This window comes from Streptomyces sp. NBC_00440 (genome assembly GCF_036014215.1).
Lineage (GTDB): Bacteria > Actinomycetota > Actinomycetes > Streptomycetales > Streptomycetaceae > Streptomyces.
Genome location: NZ_CP107921.1, coordinates 6,880,290 through 6,896,021 on the forward strand (window position 1 = coordinate 6,880,290; position 15,732 = coordinate 6,896,021).

The window sequence follows — 15,732 nt, forward strand, 5'->3', positions numbered from 1 at the left end:
GAACGCCGCCCGGTGGACACGACTCTGCTCCGCCGCGTCTCGCAGCGGATCGGGCGAAAGACAGATCATGTGCGGCCGGCTCCGACTTTCGGCCGGTACACGAGGGAGACGGTGAGGGAGATGCTGGAGGCGGCGAACGGAGCGGTCGCGCCCACAGCCGCACGGGGGAAGGGGCGGTCGTGGCTACTGCCTGTCACGGCGTGGCTGCTGCTGGTCGGGGGCCTGGCCGGTCTCGTCCTGCTGGACTGGGTGGCCGGTTTCTACTGGGTCGTGGAACACGGCCCCGCCAAGCTGGTCGGCGCCCTGCTGGGCGTCGGTCTCGTCGTGGCCTCGCCCCGGCTCGGCAGCCGGGCGCTGCCGGTGGCCGCCTGCGTACTCGCGGTCGAGTCGCTGTGCCTCTCGGTATGGCTGCACGTGGAGATGGACGTGGGGTCGCAGGCGATGGGATTCGCCGAACCGGCGGCGCTGGTGTGGCTCCTGCTGCTCGTCGCCCGAAGGGGGAAGCCCTCGTGGGCGACGCTCGCCGTCCTTCTGCTGGGCATGGCGGTCGTGCTGCGGCCGGTGTCGGTCGCGGCGAGGCAGTCCACCTTCATCTTGGCGCTGCTCTTCGCCCTGGCAGCGGTCACGGCGTTGGGTATCGGCCTCGGGATGCGCCTGCTCCTGGTGGACCGGCGGCGGCAGGCGGCGGCTCTCCGGCTGGAGCAGCGGACCGAGTTCGCCAGGGATCTGCACGACTTCGTCGCCCACCATGTGACCGGCATCGTCGTACAGGCGCAGGGGGCCCAGGTGATGGCGGGCCGGCGGCCCGAACTGGTGCCGCCCGCGTTGCAGCGGATCGAACAGGCCGGCTCGGAGGCGCTGACCTCCATGCGGCACATGGTGGGGATGCTGCGCGACGCCGACGGAGAAGTGGCGCTGACGCCGCTGGCCGGCATCGGCGAAGTGCGTTCGCTGGTCGAGGAGTTCTCGGCCGTCGGTGGTGCCCGGGCGCGGCTCGATCTGCAAGGCACCTTCGATGACCTGCCGGTGGAGGTGACCACCACCGCACACCGGGTGGTGATGGAGGCTCTCACCAACGTACGCAAACACGCCCACGGTTGCACCGAAGTGCTGGTGCGGGTGGGCCGGTCGGGAGACCGGCTCACCGTACGGGTCAGCGACGACGGACGTCCGCGCCACCTCTCCCACGGCGGCTTCGGGCTGAAGGGCCTGGCCGAGCGGGTCGGCCTGATCGGCGGAAGCGTCCAGGCGGGCCCGGTGACGGCCGGCGGCTGGGGCGTCGAGGCGATGCTCCCGGTGTCCACGGCAGGGCTGGCGGTCTCATGACGATCCGTGTACTGATCGCCGACGACCAGGCCATGGTCCGTGCCGGGTTCGCGATGATCCTCTCCGCCGAGGACGACATCGACGTGGTCGCGGAGGCCACGGACGGGGTACATGCCGTGGAACTCGCCGGGCGCCACCGGCCCGACGTGGTGCTGATGGACATCCGTATGCCCCGCATGGACGGGCTGGAGGCACTGCGCAGACTGACGCGCCCCGGCACGGTGAATCCGCCGAAGGTCGTCGTGGTCACGACGTTCGACGACGACGAGTACGTCCAGCGCGCCCTGAGCGAAGGCGCCTCCGGCTTCCTGATCAAGGACTCCGGCCCCGCCCTGCTGGTCGAGGCCATCAGGGCGGCCGCATCGGGCGAGGCGCTGGTGAGCCCGGCCATCACGGTCCGGCTGCTGCGGCGCCTCAACAGCGCCGTGCCCGCCCCCCGGGAGCCGCACACCGCGCTCTCGGCACGGGAGACGGACTTGGTACGACTGGTGGCCAGAGGGCTGACCAACGCCGAGATCGCCACCGAACTGTCCATCTCGGTGGGCACGGTGAAGACCCATCTCGCCAACGTGCAGATCAAACTGTCCGCCCGCAACCGTGTGGAGATCGCCGCCTGGGCCTGGGAGTCCGGCCTGGTCGACGGGCGGGGGTGAGCCCCCTCCGGCTCCGAGGGCACCTGAGGGCACACGAAAAGGAGTGCGGAACAAGGGATCGTGGACCCTGTTCCGCACTCCGGCTCGTGGTGCTGGTTACCGCCCGACGGTACGAGGCTGGGCGCGACAGGACATTCGTGCCGCCGGGCGGGGCCTTGGGGGTGGTGCTCCGAACCTCTGAACGATGTGGCTGTGGGGAGGGTTTCAGCTGGTGGGTACAGCAGGGGACCGCGGCGGAGTGCGATCGGCCCTCCGGTCCCTCTCCTTCACATCAGGAGAGCGCCGGGGGAGCCTTGACCACCGCACTGGCATCGTCACTCCGCCGCGGTCCGCAGGCTTGTCCGGACCGCCGGCCACCCCTCATCGGGACGGTGGCCCGGACCGCGTCAGTGACCTGACCTCCCGTCAAGTCACCGGCGCCGTCTATCGGTTGCCTCAGTCCTCCCGCAGGGCGCGGACCGCTTCCTCGACGCGCTTGCCGTACTCGGTGTCGGCGGCGTGGAAGTGCGCGAGGTTCTTCTCGATGACCTCGTCGAGGGTGACCTGGGAGAGGCCGCCCGCGATGTTGGCGATCAGTCGCGACTTCTCGTCGTCGGACATCAGCCGGTACAGCTCGCCCGCCTGGAAGAAGTCGTCGTCCTTCACGTGCTCGGCAGCGGCCTGCGCTCCGGTCCAGCCGGTCACGGCCAGCGGGGCGGCCAGCGGCGCGTCCGTCTGGGCCGGGCCCGCGTGGGAGTTGGGCTCGTAGTTCTTGTCGTCGCGCTTGCCGTAGCGGGTCGCCATGTAGCCGTCACGACCGTAGTTGTCGGCGGTGGCGTTACGCGGTGCGTTGACCGGCAGCTGCGTGTGGTTGATGCCCACGCGGTAGCGCTGCGCGTCGGCGTACGCGAAGAGACGGCCCTGGAGCATCTTGTCCGGCGAGGGACCGATGCCGGGGACGAAGTTGTTCGGCGAGAACGCCGCCTGCTCGACCTCGGCGAAGACGTTGTCCGGGTTGCGGTCCAGGACCAGACGGCCCACGCGCTGCAGCGGGTAGTCGCTGTGCGGCCACACCTTGGTGACGTCGAACGGGTTGAAGCGGTACTCGGCCGCCTCGGCCGCCGGCATGATCTGCACGTGCAGTGTCCAGGACGGGTTGACGCCCCGCTCGATCGCCTGGAGCAGGTCGGTCTGGTGGCTGTTGCCGTCCTTGCCCACCAGCTCCGAAGCCTGGTCGGCGGAGAGGCTGCGGACACCCTGGTTCGTCTTGAAGTGGTACTTGACGAAGAAGGCCTCACCCTGGGCGTTCGTCCACTGGTAGGTGTGCGAGCCGTAACCGTTCATGTGACGGTACGAGGCGGGGATGCCGCGGTCACCCATCAGCCAGGTCACCTGGTGGGTGGCCTCGGGGGAGTGCGCCCAGAAGTCCCAGACGTTGTTGGGCTCCTGCTTGCCCGTGAACGGGTCACGCTTCTGCGAGTGGATGAAGTCCGGGAACTTGATGGGGTCCTTGATGAAGAAGACCGGGGTGTTGTTCCCCACGAGGTCGTAATTGCCCTCGTCGGTGTAGAACTTCAGCGCGAAGCCGCGGGGGTCGCGCACCGCGTCGGAGCCGCCCAGCGAGTCGGCCACGGTGGAGAAGCGGATGAACGTCTCGGTCCGCTTGCCCACGCTGGAGAGGAAGTCGGCGCGGGTGAAGCCGGTGACGTCGTCGGTCACCTCGAAGTAGCCGTACGCACCGGAGCCGCGGGCGTGGACGACGCGCTCCGGAATGCGCTCCCGGTTGAACCGGGCGAGCTTCTCCAGCAGGTGCTGGTCCTGGAGGAGGATGGGGCCACCGACGCCGGCGGTGGCAGAGTTCTGGTTGTCGGCGACCGGGGCGCCTGACTCGGTCGTAAGCACGCGCTTCGACATCGTGGACCTTCCGTACTGGGGCTGCTGGCGGCTTGAGGAGCGTAAATACACTGCGAACGCCGCGTCAACAGTTTGTTGAAATTGAAGTGAGGAGACCGGGCCGCGGCAGCGCCTGGGCGCGACAGGACAGGTGTCAGCGCTGCCGCGGACCGGAGTGCGGAAGGGGCCGGACGGAGCCCCGGAAGGGTGGAACTTGGTTTCAGACCTGCGAGCCGGACAGCCGCTCGACCGAGCGCAGCAGCGCGGAGTGGTCGAGGCCGCCGTCGCCCTGGGCGCGCAGCGAGGCGACCAGCTGGGCGACAACCGCGCCGACGGGCAGCGCGGCGCCGACGTTGCGGGCGGCGTCGGTGACGATGCCCATGTCCTTGTGGTGCAGGTCGATCCGGAAGCCGGGCTTGAAGTCCCGGTTCAGGAAGTTGTCCTTCTTGCGTGTCAGGACGGTCGAACCGGCCAGGCCGCCGTTGAGGACGTCGAGGGCGGCGTTGAGGTTCACACCGGACTTCTCCAGGAAGACCACGGCCTCGGCGCACGCCTGGATGTTGACGGCGACGATCAGCTGGTTGGCGGCCTTCACCGTCTGGCCCGAACCGTGCGGACCGCAGAGCACGATGGTCTTGCCCAGCGCGTCCAGGATCGGCTTCGCGGCGTCGAAGTCGGCCTGCTCGCCGCCGACCATGATGGAGAGTACGGCCTCGATGGCACCGGCTTCGCCGCCGGAGACCGGGGCGTCCAGGACGCGCAGGCCCTTCTCGCCGCCCGCCTTGCCCAGATCGACCGAGGTCTGCGGGGTGATCGACGACATGTCGATCAGCAGCGCGCCCGCCTTGGCGTTCTCCAGGATGCCGTCAGGACCGTACGCGATGGCCTCGACGTGCGGCGATGCGGGCACCATGGTGATCACCACGTCGGCGTCGCGCACCGCTTCGGCGATCGAGGACACGGCGGTGCCGCCTGCGGCGGCGAGCCGGTCCAGCTTGTCCTGCTCCAGGGTGTAGCCGGTCACCGAGTAGCCGGCCTTGATCAGGTTCTCGGACATCGGGGAGCCCATGATGCCGAGGCCGATCCATGCGACCTTGGGGAGATTGCTCATGCGGGGGTCCTCTTTCAACACGCGGGTGGAGATGGTCAGTTGGGGAGCCAGCCGAAGGCGTCGGCGCTCGGGCGGTCGCCCGGCTTGTACTCCAGGCCGACCCAGCCGTCGTAGCCGGCCTTGGTCAGCCGGTCGAGCAGGTCCTCCAGCGGCAGCGAACCCGTACCGGGCGCGCCGCGGCCGGGGTTGTCCGCGATCTGCACGTGGCCGGTCTGCGCGGCGTAGGTGTCGATGACCTCGTTGAGGTCCTCGCCGTTCATCGACAGGTGGTACAGGTCGAGCAGGAACTTCGCGTTCCCGAGCCCCGTCAGGGCGTTGACCTTGTTGACCACGTCGATGGCCGCCGGAGCGCTCACCAGCGGGCAGAGCGGCGACTCCGGCTTGTTGAGCGCCTCGATGAGCAGGATCGCGCCCACCCGGTCGGCGGCGCGGGCCGCTACCGTGAGGTTCTCCAGGGCCAGCTCGTCCTGGACCGCCGGGTCCACACCTTCGACGCGGTTGCCGTACAGCGCGTTGAGCGCCTTGCAGCCGACCGATGCGGCGAAGTCGGCCGCGATGTCGATGTTGGCGCGGAAGCGGTCGGACTCCTGGCCGGGGACGGAGAGCGCGCCCCGGTCCGGGCCGGGGAGGCGGCCGGCGTAGAAGTTGAGACCCACCAGCTGGGTGCCGGCGTCGTCGAGCGCCTTTTTGAGCGCGTCGAGCTCGGCCTGCGGAGGGGTGGGGGTCTCGATCCAGGGCCACCACAGCTCGACCGCGCTGAAGCCGGCCGCGGCGGCGGCCGCGGGACGCTCCAGAAGCGGGAGTTCCGTGAAGAGGATCGAGAGGTTCACATCGAAGCGCTGGTCCGTGTAGCCCATAAGGCGTTCGGCGCTCCTTCCGTATTGCGGAAGTTACTTTCTACTTGATGGAAGATTGCCTGCCGTCCTGGTCAGCTGTCAAGTGGGCCTGCCTTTTTTCGTCACTCGCGCAGTAGGTTGTGCGCGTGCGATTGAGAGTGGAATTCACGACGGAGCCCTTTGATCTGGACGATGCGCCGCCCCATGCGGTGGTCGCCCGGGAGGTCATCCAGGCTGCCGAGCTGGACGCGGTGGACGTCGGGCCGTTCGGCAACACCGCCGAGGGCGCGTCGGACGCGGTGCTGACCGCGGTGGACGCGCTGCTCCGCCAGGCCCTGGGCGCGGGCGCCACCCGGGTCTCCCTCCAGGTGAACGTGATCGGGCAGGACGGGGAGGACCAGAAGTGACCGAGCCGGGAGACCACCCCCTTGTTGCAGCGGTGAAGCCGCTGGCCGATGCCATGGGGGCCGAGATCCTCGTACCGGACCAGGCGAGGGAGGACGACGTCGTGCTCGCCTGGGAGGGGGTGGACGTCCTGGCCGTGCGGCTGCCGCAGCTCTCGGACTCCCTGGACCACATCCTGGCGGCCCTGGAGCGCCGGCACGGGGTGCCGCTCTCGGAGCTCGACCGCAAGACGAAACAGGCCGTGGTGCGGATACTGGAGGGGCGCGGTGCCTTCTCGGTACGCCATGGCGTGGAGACGGTGGCGGGTGCGCTCGGGGTCAGCCGCTTCACCGTCTACAACTACCTGAACCGGGAAAACGTCGCCAAGAGTGACTGAGCCCGTGACTGGGCCCGTGACCGGGCCTTGTGATGACTGAGCCGTGCCGTGGCGGGCGAAGCAGGCCCCGTCACGTCCGACAGCCGCCGTCCGGGATGCCGGGCGGCGGTTTTTGTCTCACCAAGTTTTCAACAAAGTGTTGACGTGGTGTTTCCGAGGGCGTTAGCTATCCGCAGCCCGTCCAGCACAAGGCCCATACAAGGCCACGGAGGTCCCCGTGACTTCGAGTCCAGAGCGCTTGCCGGGGGAGAACCCCGGAACCCCCGCGGGTCTCGCCCGGTTCAACACCCTGCGGGACAGCGCGGCGCAAGCCGTGCTTCACGAGGTCTGCGCCAGTTCGGTCTGGGGGAGCAAAATCCTCGCCCAGCGCCCCTACGCCACAGCTGAAGCCCTCTTTCTCGCCAGCGACGCCGCCACGGCCGAGCTGACCGCGGAAGATCTGGCCGAGGCGATGGCCGGGCACCCGCCGATCGGGCGGCCGAAACCCGGAGACCCGACGTCCTCCCGTGAACAGCGGGGGATGGCCGGGGCCACCGAGGAGCTCAAGGCCGAGATGCTCGAACTGAACCTGGCCTACCAGGAGAAGTTCGGACATGTCTTTCTGATCTGCGCGACCGGTGCCACCGGCGAGCAGATGCGCGACGCGATGCAGGCCCGGTCCGGCAATACGCCCGAGCAGGAGCGCGCGATCGTGCGCACCGAACTCGGCAAGATCAACCGCATCCGGCTGAATCTGGTCGCAGCGGCCACCGCGGAGAACGCGGCGGCCGCGGAAGAAGGAGAGTGAAGGCCTTGAGCACGCAGACCACCGCTTCGGTGTCCACGCACATCCTGGACACCAGCGTGGGACGCCCCGCCGAAGGTGTCGCCATCTCGCTCGCGGCCCGCAGTGGCTCCGGCGAGCAGTGGACGGCACTGGGCGGATCCGCGACCGACGCCGACGGGCGCTGCAAGGACCTGCCGGCTCTGCCGGAAGGAACAACCCACGTACGCCTCGATTTCGAAACCGAGGCGTACTTCTCCAAGAAACAAGCCGAGGCACAGCAGGACGCCCCCCGCGTAAGGGACAGCGGCGCTTTCTTCCCGGAGGTGGCGATCACATTCGCCGTCGTCCCGGGTGAGCACTTCCACGTACCGCTGCTGCTCAACCCGTTCGGCTACTCCGTATACCGAGGGAGCTAGCAACGTCATGCCCACGATTCTCGGCCAGAACCAGTACGGCAAAGCAGAGAACCGCGTAGTCAAGATCACGCGGGACGGCGACACCCATCACATCAAGGACCTGAACGTCTCGGTCGCGCTCTCCGGCGAGATGGACGACGTCCACTACTCCGGCTCGAACGCCAACGTCCTGCCGACCGACACCACCAAGAACACGGTGTTCGCGTTCGCCAAGGAGCACGGCATCGAGTCCGCCGAGCAGTTCGGCATCCACCTGGCGCGGCACTTCGTGACCACCCAGGAAGGGATCCACCGGGCCCGGATCCGGATCGAGGAGTACGCCTGGGAGCGCATCGCCACCTCCGACGCCAGCTCGCAGTTCATCGGAGCCGACGACGTACAGCACTCCTTCGTCCGCAAGGGCCAGGAACTGCGCACCTCGGAGATCACCTTCGACGGTGAGAAGTGGCAGGTCATCTCGGGTCTGAAGGACCTGACGGTGATGAACTCCACCAACTCGGAGTTCTGGGGCTACGCCAAGGACAAGTACACGACCCTCAAGGAGGCGTACGACCGCATCCTCGCGACCAAGGTTGCCGCCCAGTGGCGTTACAACTGGACCAGCGACGCGGACCGTATGCCGAACTGGGAGAAGTCCTACCAGCAGTGCAAGAAGCACATGCTCCAGGCCTTCGCCGAGACGTACTCGCTCTCCCTGCAGCAGACCATGTACCAGATGGGCGCGCGCATCATCAACAGCCGCAGCGAGGTCGACGAGATCCGGTTCTCGCTGCCGAACAGCCACCACTTCCTGGTGGACCTGGAGCCCTTCGGGCTCAAGAACGACAACGAGGTCTACTTCGCGGCGGACCGGCCGTACGGGCTCATCGAGGGGACCGTCCTGCGGGACGGCGCCGATCCTCGTATCCCGGTGGACATGACCAACCTCTGAGACCCGACCGGTACGCCGTCGCCGGCCGCCTCAGCCGGCGGCGGCGTACCGGACCCGGACCCGACAGACAACTTCACTTCACCACTTCGGCACCCGGAGCCACGCGGCTGCGGCACTCAAATCCTCCTGGGGTCCTGCCGTGCCCACATCGCTACTGCGAGAGAAGGTATCCCCATGGCAGCAACGGCAGCCGCGCGCACGGTCATTGAGAACGTAGCCATCGCGACAGTCGACGCCCACGACACCGAGTACGCATCGGGTCATGTCGTGGTCGCAGGGAATCGCATCGAATCCGTCGGCGCGGGCAAGGCCCCCGACGGACTCACCGGCGTCGTACGCCGGATCGACGGCACCGGACACCTGGTGACCCCGGGTCTGGTCAACACCCACCACCACTTCTACCAGTGGATCACCCGGGGTGTGGCCACCGACCACAATCTCTTCAACTGGCTCGTCGCGCTCTACCCGACCTGGGCGCGCATCGACGAGCAGATGGTCCGCTCGGCCGCGCAGGGATCCCTCGCGATGATGGCCCGCGGTGGTGTCACCACCGCGATGGACCACCACTATGTCTTCCCGCAGGGCTCCGGCGACCTGTCCAGCGCCGTCATCGGCGCCGCCGCCGAGATGGGCGTACGGTTCACGCTGGCCCGCGGATCCATGGACCGCAGCAAGAAGGACGGCGGGCTGCCCCCGGACTTCGCCGTCGAGACCCTCGAAGGCGCGCTCGCGGCCACCGAAGCGACGGTCGACCAGCACCACGACGCCTCGTTCGACTCGATGACCCAGGTCGCCGTCGCCCCCTGCTCGCCCTTCTCCGTCTCGACCGAACTGCTCAAGCAGGGTGCCGAGCTGGCCCGCCGCAAGGGCGTACGCCTGCACACCCACGGCAGCGAGACCGTCGAGGAGGAGCAGTTCTGCAAGGAGCTGTTCGGGATGGGCCCGACCGACTACTTCGAGTCGACCGGCTGGCTCGGTGACGACGTGTGGATGGCGCACTGCGTCCACATGAACGACTCCGACATCGCCGCCTTCGCGCGCACCGGGACCGGCGTCGCCCACTGCCCGTCGTCCAACGCCCGTCTGGCGGCCGGCATCGCCCGTGTCCCCGACATGCTCAAGGCCGGCGTGCCGGTCGGCCTCGGGGTCGACGGCACCGCGTCCAACGAGTCCGGCGAGCTCCACACCGAGCTGCGCAACGCCCTGCTCATCAACCGCCTCGGCGCCCACCGCGAAGCGGCCCTCAACGCCCGTCAGGCGCTGCGCCTCGGGACGTACGGCGGAGCCCAGGTCCTGGGCCGTGCCGCGGAGATCGGTTCGCTGGAACCGGGGAAGCTCGCCGACCTCGTGCTGTGGAAGATGGACACCCTCGCCCATGCCTCCATCGCCGACCCGGTGACCGCGCTCGTCTTCGGCGCCGCGGCCCCCGTCACCCTCTCCCTCGTCAACGGCAAGCCCGTCGTCGAGGACAACCACCTGACCACGGTGGACGAGGACGCCATCGCCCGCTCCACGCGGGACGAGGCCCGGCGCCTGGCGCAGATCGCCGCGCAGGCCTGACGTCCGACAAGCTCCGGCCGGGGAGGACGGTCCCCGGCCGGCGGCCGCGAACCCGAGCGGGGTTCACGGCAGCCGTGACCGGGGGGTGTGTGCCCAGAGTGCATACGCCCTCCGGGGCGGTGACGTACCCGGAAGCCACCCCCGGAACCCCCGTGCCCCGCCCGGTACTTGACCGAGAAACGCAGCAGTACCGCCCGCCCTCACCCCTCCCGCAGCCGCACCTGCATTCCGCACCACCTCCCTGACACCCACGTCACCGCTGACGTGTACCCGACCGGAGGAGCCGCCGTGGCCGCCGAGCCCAGGTTTCGCACTGATGCAGCAGAAACAGCCGCCGACACCGAATCGACCGGAGCCCCCGGAGCGACCTCCGAGGACCCCGGCACCACCTCAGCGGGACAGGGAGAGACCTCCGCGAAGCACCATCCGGTCGACGAAGTCCTTCCGCCCGTCAAGATGTTCAGCAGCGGCCTCCAGCATGTGGCCGCCATGTACGCGGGAGTTGTCGCCCCGCCCATGATCGTCGGCCCCGCCGTGGGGCTCAACGCCAAGGAGACCGCTTTTCTCGTAGGGGCAAGCCTCTTCACCGCGGGTATCGCCACCCTGCTCCAGACCCTCGGGTTCTGGCGGGTCGGTTCCCGGCTGCCGTTCGTCAACGGTGTCTCGTTCGGCGGCGTCAGCCCGATGATCGCCATCGGCAAGGGCCGCGGGCACGAAGGCATCGCCGTGATATTCGGCGCGATCATCGTGGCGAGCGTACTGGGGTTCATACTCGCCCCGTACTTCAGCAAGTTGCTCCGCTTCTTCCCGCCGGTCGTCACCGGCACCGTGATCACCCTCATCGGGGTCTCGCTGCTGCCGGTCGCCTTCGGGTGGGCGCAGGGCACCCAAGGGGCGGCGAACTACGGTTCGATGAAGAACATCGGCATGGCCGCTCTCACCCTGTTGATAGTCCTGGCCCTGCGGAAACTGCTCCGCGGTTTCCTCCAGCAGATCGCCATCCTGCTCGGTCTGGTGGTCGGTACGCTCGTCGCGATACCGATGGGCATGACCAGCTTCGACGCGATGCGCAACGCCGACCCGGTCGGATTCCCGACGCCCTTCCACTTCGGCGCCCCGCAGTTCGAGATCTCCGCCATCATCTCGATGTGCATCGTGATGCTGGTCTGTATGACGGAGTCGACCGCAGACATGCTGGCGCTCGGCAAGGTCGTCGGGCGCCCCGCCGACGAGCGGACCATCGAGGGGGGTCTGCGAGCCGACACCCTCTCCAGCCTGATCAGCCCGTTCTTCAACAGCTTCATGGCGAGCGCCTTCGCACAGAACATCGGCCTGGTGGCGATGACCAAGGTGCGCAGCCGGTACGTCGTGGCGACCGGCGGCGGGATCCTGATCCTGCTCGGTCTCTGTCCGATGGCCGCGGCAGCGATCGCACTCGTACCGCTGCCGGTGCTGGGCGGTGCCGGGATCGTGCTCTTCGGCTCGGTCGCCGCCAGCGGTGTCCAGACGCTGGCGGGCGCGGCCATGGAGAAGGGCGAGAACGCCCTGATCGTCGCGACCTCGCTGGGTATCGGGCTGATACCGATCGCGGCGCCGGACTTCTACCACGCGTTCCCGAAGAACGTGCTGGTGGTGCTCGACTCGGGCATCTCCACCGGGTGTGTGGTGGCCATCGTGCTCAATCTGGCCTTCAACCACCTCGGGCGCAAGAAGGGCCCCGATGCCCTGGAGACGGTGAACGAGCCGTCCGTCGACGACAACGCGACGCAGCAGGCCGTCGCCAAGGCGGCAGCCGCACTGCACTGACGGTGGTGTGACTGACGGTGGCATGACATACGGGGCGCGTTCCGCATCGCTGGTGCGGAACGCGCCCCGCCGGTGTGCGCGGCCGGGCCCGCCGGGGTACGCCGGCCGGTCAGCTGATGCTGTACGGGTCCCCGTAGACCTTCCAGTTGAGCGGCGTGTGCAGGTCGAGATTGCCGTTCTTCAGGAAGACGCGCTGCTCGGTGTCGACCCGGCTGGTGTCGCTGTGGGCCTCCTCCTGCTGCATCGCCCACACGCGGGCGTCCAGGAAGGCGTTCAGATACGTGGTCTCGTTGCCGCCCTGGGCCGGGGTCTTGGCCTTGGCCAGCGCCCTCTTGCGGATGGAGCTGAAGCTGGTCTTGTCGTCGCCGTCACCGTGCATGACGATGGCGTCGTAGTAGGCGAACTGGCCCAGGACGCCGACGCCGTCCGCCTTGCCCTGCTTGACCGCCGGGTCGAAGTACACCCGGTCGCGCTCGTCGTTCTGCGCGGTCTGGAACGCGGTGTCCTTGGCCGCGGTCTTCCAGGCGCTCTCGAAGGCCGAGCCTAGGCCCGAGTGCGAGTCGCTGCCGTTGACCTTCTCCAGTGCGGGGAGGTACTTGGCGAGCGGGTTGCCCGGCTCGCGGTCGGTGTACAGCTTCACCAGGTCCAGCATGTCGCCGGTGCCCGAGCAGAACCCGATGATGCCGGCGGTGTAGCCGCGGCCGTCTCCTATGTCCTCGATGTACTTGTACTGGGCCTTCCAGTCCAGCGAGGAGTTCTCGGCACTGGAGACCAGCTTCATGGCGATCTCCTTCTTCGCCGGGTCGTCGAGTCCGGTCGCCGAGGCGGCGCGCTGCGCACTGTGCTGAGTGCCGTGCTGCGTGCCGTACGGCGAGCTGTGCTGTGTGCTGTGCGAACTCGCGTGGTCCGCAGGGGCGTTGGCCGCGTAGGCGGTGGCCGGTACGGCTACCAGGGCCAGGCCGAGCACGGTGCGCGTGATGATCCTCTTGTTGCGTCCAGCGGTGTTGCGGTGGGGGGCTTTCACCGGTCCTCCAAGGGGAGTTCATGCGTCGGCGTTCTGTTAGGAAGCTTTCCTATCAGCTGCCTCAAGGGCCGTACACCCCCTGGAGGGAAAGGAGTTGAGCGAATCAGATGTGTCCTGGACCGTTCCTGACCGCTGACCCGCTGGGTTGAGTCGGGATGACCGAGGATTGCACAGACTATTTTGCCTGATTGTGACTCCATGCGACCGGACCACGGCCGTGCGCCACGGCGGCGAAGGCACCGGCCCGAGCGCGGTAGCGTCTGCGGTATGGACGATCACTCAGTAGTCGATGTCGGCGACGTACGGCTCGCGTACCGCACCTGGGGCGACCCCTTCGGCGCGCCGGTGGTGCTGCTGCACGGTCTCGGCGGCTCGTCCGCGACCTGGGAGGACACCGGCCGGGCACTCGGACACGATTGGCGGGTGTACGCCCTCGACCTGCGGGGACACGGGGAGAGCGACTGGCCGGACGAGTACTCGTTCGAGCTCATGCGCGACGACGTGCTGGGCTTCCTGGACGAACTGGAACTGGACCGGGTCGGCGTCGTCGGCCACTCCATGGGCGGCGTCGTCGCCTATCTGCTCGCCCAGGAGCACGCGGACCGGGTGGAGCGGCTCGTCCTGGAGGAGACTCCGCCGCCTTACCCCAGGGAGGTGGCCGAGCCGGAGCACCCCGAACGACCCGTCGACTACGACTGGAACGTGGTGCCCGCCATCAAGAACGAGATCCGGGAGCCCGCTCCCGAGTGGGCCGAGCGGCTCGGCGAGATCGTCGCCCCGACACTGATCGTGACCGGCGGCCCGGACAGCTCCATGCCGCAGGACCGGATCCCCGACATGGCAGCGGGGATTCCCGACTGCCGGGTGATCACGATCCCGGCCGGCCACACCGTGCACGCTCTGGAGCCCGGACAGTTCTCGGCAGCCGTCAGCGACTTCTTCACCAGCTGAGCGGCGGGTGCGGGTGTTCGGCCTGGCGAACACGGAGACCTGACACCCGCCGCCGGCGTCCGCAGCCACACACCCTCGCCATGGACAGCGTGGCGCCGCACGTTAGCCTTGCAGTCGTACCGGACACGGGGTGCCCCGCCCAGGGGCTGAGATCACACCCGCCGAACCTGAACCAGTTAGTACTGGCGGAGGGATGTCGCTCATGTCATTGCCACCTGCTCCCAGCAACGCGCCGGCCACGGATGCCGGGTCCGTCTTCGACGGCCGGATGCCTGCCCAGCCCGGCGATTTGCGGATCGAGGCTCGGGGAATTGCGCCGGTGCCAGGACACCACCGGTACGGCGGCCCCGGCCGGCTCTTCACCGTGTGGTTCGCCCCGAATCTGACGATGACCGGCGTGTTCACCGGCACCGTCGGTATCGCGCTCGGTCTGGACCTGCCCACCGCGCTGGCCGCCGTTGTACTGGGCACCGTCATCGGCGCTGTTCCCACCGCGTACCTCGGAACGTGGGGCAGCCGCACCGGGGCAGGTCAGCTGCCGTTGGCCCGGCTCGCGTTCGGCCGGTCCGTCACGGTGCCCGGCCTGTTGCAATGGCTTTCGTCGGTCGCCTGGGACGCGCTCATCGGGCTGTTCGGCGGGGACGCGCTGGCCCGGCTCTGCGGCTGGCCGTTCTGGCTGGGTGTGCTGGTGATGATGGTGGGACAAGGGTCCCTCGGCGTACTGGGCTACGAAGCGATCCACCGGCTGCAGAAGCTGATGACCTTCGTACTCGCGGCAGCTTTCGTCGCCCTGGCCTTCAGGCTCCCGGACGGTGTCCATCCCGCGGCTGCCGGCAGCGCCCACGGCGCCGACCGTGCCGGTGCGTTCATCCTGACCAGCACCATCGCTCTCAGTCTGGCGTTGTCGTGGGCCCCGTACGCCAGCGACTTCAGCCGCTACCTGCCGCAGGAGACCTCCCGCCCGCGCATGTTCTGGTACACGCTCCTCGGCGTCAGCGTCTCCTTCGTGGCCGTCCAGTCACTCGGGCTGTGGGGGGCATCCGTCTTCACCGACCAGACCGCCCGGGGTGTCGACGGACTGCTGGGCGGCGGCATACTCGGGGGCCTGGGGCTGCTGGCCGTGGCGTTGGCCGCTCTGTGCAGCAACGCCATGAACGACTACAGCGGTTCGCTGGCCCTGCAGACCATCGGTCTGCGCATCCCGCGTCCGTTCGCGGCCGCTCTCGCCGCCGTACTCGGTTTCCCCCTGGTGCTGTGGATGCACGCAGCTGACACGGCCGCCCGCTTCCAGAACGTGCTGCTCTTCGTCGGCTACTGGATCCCCGGCTTCGTCGCCGTCGTCGCTGTCGACTGGTTCGCCAGGGCTCGCGCGGGCGAACCGGTCGACCCCACCCTGGAGAGCGTCCGCTCCCGGTCGGGCCGACCCGCTCTGGTGGCATTCTGCGCCGCCTTCGCCGCGGCGATTCCGTTCATGAACACGGGCCTCTACACAGGTCCGGTGGCTGCCGCACTGCACGGCGCCGACCTCGCCTACTACGTGGCCTTCCTCACCGCGCTCGTCGTCTACGCACCCCTCAGGCTGCGCCGCCACCCGGCCTGATCCAGACGAAAGGCCTTAGGGCCTGTCGTCAAAGTGCCGCCTGCCGCGCGGCGTCTGGCACGCACGCTCGCGGCGTTGCCGAAATGCCCTAGTAGCTCC

Annotated in this window: 15 protein-coding genes and 1 riboswitch; of the genes, 11 read left to right on the plus strand and 4 right to left on the minus strand. The window is 68.6% G+C overall.

Translation table 11 applies throughout. The features are described from left to right. The first annotated feature begins 120 nt into the window (after positions 1 to 120). Positions 121 to 1,326 (plus strand): sensor histidine kinase, encoded by a 1,206-nt coding sequence (locus OHB13_RS30595; RefSeq protein WP_328380428.1) that lies wholly within the window; start codon positions 121 to 123, stop codon positions 1,324 to 1,326. Further along, on the plus strand, positions 1,323 to 1,979 hold the full coding sequence (locus tag OHB13_RS30600) for a response regulator (protein WP_266851607.1): 657 nt from the start codon (positions 1,323 to 1,325) through the stop codon (positions 1,977 to 1,979). Before OHB13_RS30595 ends, OHB13_RS30600 begins: the two co-directional genes overlap by 4 nt. A 435-nt stretch (positions 1,980 to 2,414) precedes the next feature. Here the strand turns inward: OHB13_RS30600 and OHB13_RS30605 are convergent, their stop codons facing one another. The 3 genes from OHB13_RS30605 to OHB13_RS30615 all read right to left on the minus strand — a co-directional run bounded on the left by OHB13_RS30605 (position 2,415) and on the right by OHB13_RS30615 (position 5,819). Continuing rightward, complete coding sequence (locus OHB13_RS30605; protein ID WP_328379224.1) at positions 2,415 to 3,872, minus strand: catalase; 1,458 nt, start codon at positions 3,870 to 3,872, stop codon at positions 2,415 to 2,417. Between the two features lie 199 nt (positions 3,873 to 4,071). Then, a complete protein-coding gene (locus OHB13_RS30610; RefSeq protein ID WP_266851604.1) occupies positions 4,072 to 4,962 on the minus strand; it encodes a 2-hydroxy-3-oxopropionate reductase in 891 nt (296 codons plus the stop codon). Positions 4,963 to 4,997: 35 nt separating this feature from the next. After that, complete coding sequence (locus OHB13_RS30615) at positions 4,998 to 5,819, minus strand: TIM barrel protein (protein ID WP_266851603.1); 822 nt, start codon at positions 5,817 to 5,819, stop codon at positions 4,998 to 5,000. A gap of 125 nt (positions 5,820 to 5,944) precedes the next feature. Between OHB13_RS30615 and OHB13_RS30620 the strand changes: the two genes are divergently transcribed. The 7 genes from OHB13_RS30620 to OHB13_RS30650 all read left to right on the plus strand — a co-directional run bounded on the left by OHB13_RS30620 (position 5,945) and on the right by OHB13_RS30650 (position 12,058). Next, positions 5,945 to 6,205 carry a hypothetical protein gene (locus OHB13_RS30620; protein WP_266851601.1) on the plus strand — a complete coding sequence of 87 codons (261 nt, stop codon included), beginning with the start codon at positions 5,945 to 5,947 and terminating at the stop codon, positions 6,203 to 6,205. Beyond that, a complete protein-coding gene (locus OHB13_RS30625; protein ID WP_266851599.1) occupies positions 6,202 to 6,579 on the plus strand; it encodes a helix-turn-helix domain-containing protein in 378 nt (125 codons plus the stop codon). Before OHB13_RS30620 ends, OHB13_RS30625 begins: the two co-directional genes overlap by 4 nt. A gap of 217 nt (positions 6,580 to 6,796) precedes the next feature. Next, entirely contained in the window at positions 6,797 to 7,366 is a 570-nt protein-coding gene (uraD, locus tag OHB13_RS30630; protein ID WP_328379225.1) for a 2-oxo-4-hydroxy-4-carboxy-5-ureidoimidazoline decarboxylase, read from the plus strand. A gap of 5 nt (positions 7,367 to 7,371) precedes the next feature. Next, positions 7,372 to 7,761: a hydroxyisourate hydrolase gene (gene uraH, locus OHB13_RS30635; RefSeq protein WP_266851597.1), complete on the plus strand. Its 390-nt coding sequence runs from the start codon at positions 7,372 to 7,374 to the stop codon at positions 7,759 to 7,761. A 7-nt stretch (positions 7,762 to 7,768) separates the two neighbouring features. Further along, positions 7,769 to 8,692 carry a factor-independent urate hydroxylase gene (gene pucL, locus OHB13_RS30640; RefSeq protein ID WP_328379226.1) on the plus strand — a complete coding sequence of 308 codons (924 nt, stop codon included), beginning with the start codon at positions 7,769 to 7,771 and terminating at the stop codon, positions 8,690 to 8,692. A 174-nt stretch (positions 8,693 to 8,866) separates the two neighbouring features. Beyond that, positions 8,867 to 10,252: an 8-oxoguanine deaminase gene (locus tag OHB13_RS30645; RefSeq protein ID WP_266851595.1), complete on the plus strand. Its 1,386-nt coding sequence runs from the start codon at positions 8,867 to 8,869 to the stop codon at positions 10,250 to 10,252. A 456-nt stretch (positions 10,253 to 10,708) separates the two neighbouring features. Then, the gene (locus OHB13_RS30650) at positions 10,709 to 12,058 is read left to right on the plus strand and encodes a nucleobase:cation symporter-2 family protein (RefSeq protein WP_266860586.1); all 1,350 of its coding nucleotides are present in this window, start codon (positions 10,709 to 10,711) and stop codon (positions 12,056 to 12,058) included. 109 nt (positions 12,059 to 12,167) lie between these two features. Here OHB13_RS30650 and OHB13_RS30655 read toward each other — a convergent pair whose 3' ends face one another. Further along, entirely contained in the window at positions 12,168 to 13,082 is a 915-nt protein-coding gene (locus OHB13_RS30655; RefSeq protein WP_328379227.1) for a chitosanase, read from the minus strand. Between the two features lie 267 nt (positions 13,083 to 13,349). On the opposite strand from OHB13_RS30655, the gene OHB13_RS30660 reads away from it, so the two are divergent. Continuing rightward, a complete protein-coding gene (locus tag OHB13_RS30660; RefSeq protein ID WP_266851593.1) occupies positions 13,350 to 14,033 on the plus strand; it encodes an alpha/beta fold hydrolase in 684 nt (227 codons plus the stop codon). 116 nt (positions 14,034 to 14,149) lie between these two features. Beyond that, a riboswitch (TPP riboswitch) is annotated at positions 14,150 to 14,244 on the plus strand. Next, positions 14,236 to 15,633 (plus strand): purine-cytosine permease family protein, encoded by a 1,398-nt coding sequence (locus tag OHB13_RS30665; RefSeq protein WP_328379228.1) that lies wholly within the window; start codon positions 14,236 to 14,238, stop codon positions 15,631 to 15,633. It overlaps the preceding riboswitch by 9 nt. Positions 15,634 to 15,732 lie beyond the last annotated feature (99 nt).

Excerpts from the sequence above, each read along its gene's own strand:
- OHB13_RS30595 (WP_328380428.1), top strand. The coding sequence starts at position 121 with ATGCTGGAGGCGGCGAACGGAGCGGTCGCGCCCACAGCCGCACGGGGG.
- OHB13_RS30600 (WP_266851607.1), top strand. The coding sequence starts at position 1,323 with ATGACGATCCGTGTACTGATCGCCGACGACCAGGCCATGGTCCGTGCC.
- OHB13_RS30605 (WP_328379224.1), bottom strand. The coding sequence starts at position 3,872 with ATGTCGAAGCGCGTGCTTACGACCGAGTCAGGCGCCCCGGTCGCCGAC.
- OHB13_RS30610 (WP_266851604.1), bottom strand. The coding sequence starts at position 4,962 with ATGAGCAATCTCCCCAAGGTCGCATGGATCGGCCTCGGCATCATGGGC.
- OHB13_RS30615 (WP_266851603.1), bottom strand. The coding sequence starts at position 5,819 with ATGGGCTACACGGACCAGCGCTTCGATGTGAACCTCTCGATCCTCTTC.
- pucL (WP_328379226.1), top strand. The coding sequence starts at position 7,769 with ATGCCCACGATTCTCGGCCAGAACCAGTACGGCAAAGCAGAGAACCGC.
- OHB13_RS30645 (WP_266851595.1), top strand. The coding sequence starts at position 8,867 with ATGGCAGCAACGGCAGCCGCGCGCACGGTCATTGAGAACGTAGCCATC.
- OHB13_RS30650 (WP_266860586.1), top strand. The coding sequence starts at position 10,709 with ATGTTCAGCAGCGGCCTCCAGCATGTGGCCGCCATGTACGCGGGAGTT.
- OHB13_RS30660 (WP_266851593.1), top strand. The coding sequence starts at position 13,350 with ATGGACGATCACTCAGTAGTCGATGTCGGCGACGTACGGCTCGCGTAC.
- OHB13_RS30665 (WP_328379228.1), top strand. The coding sequence starts at position 14,236 with ATGTCATTGCCACCTGCTCCCAGCAACGCGCCGGCCACGGATGCCGGG.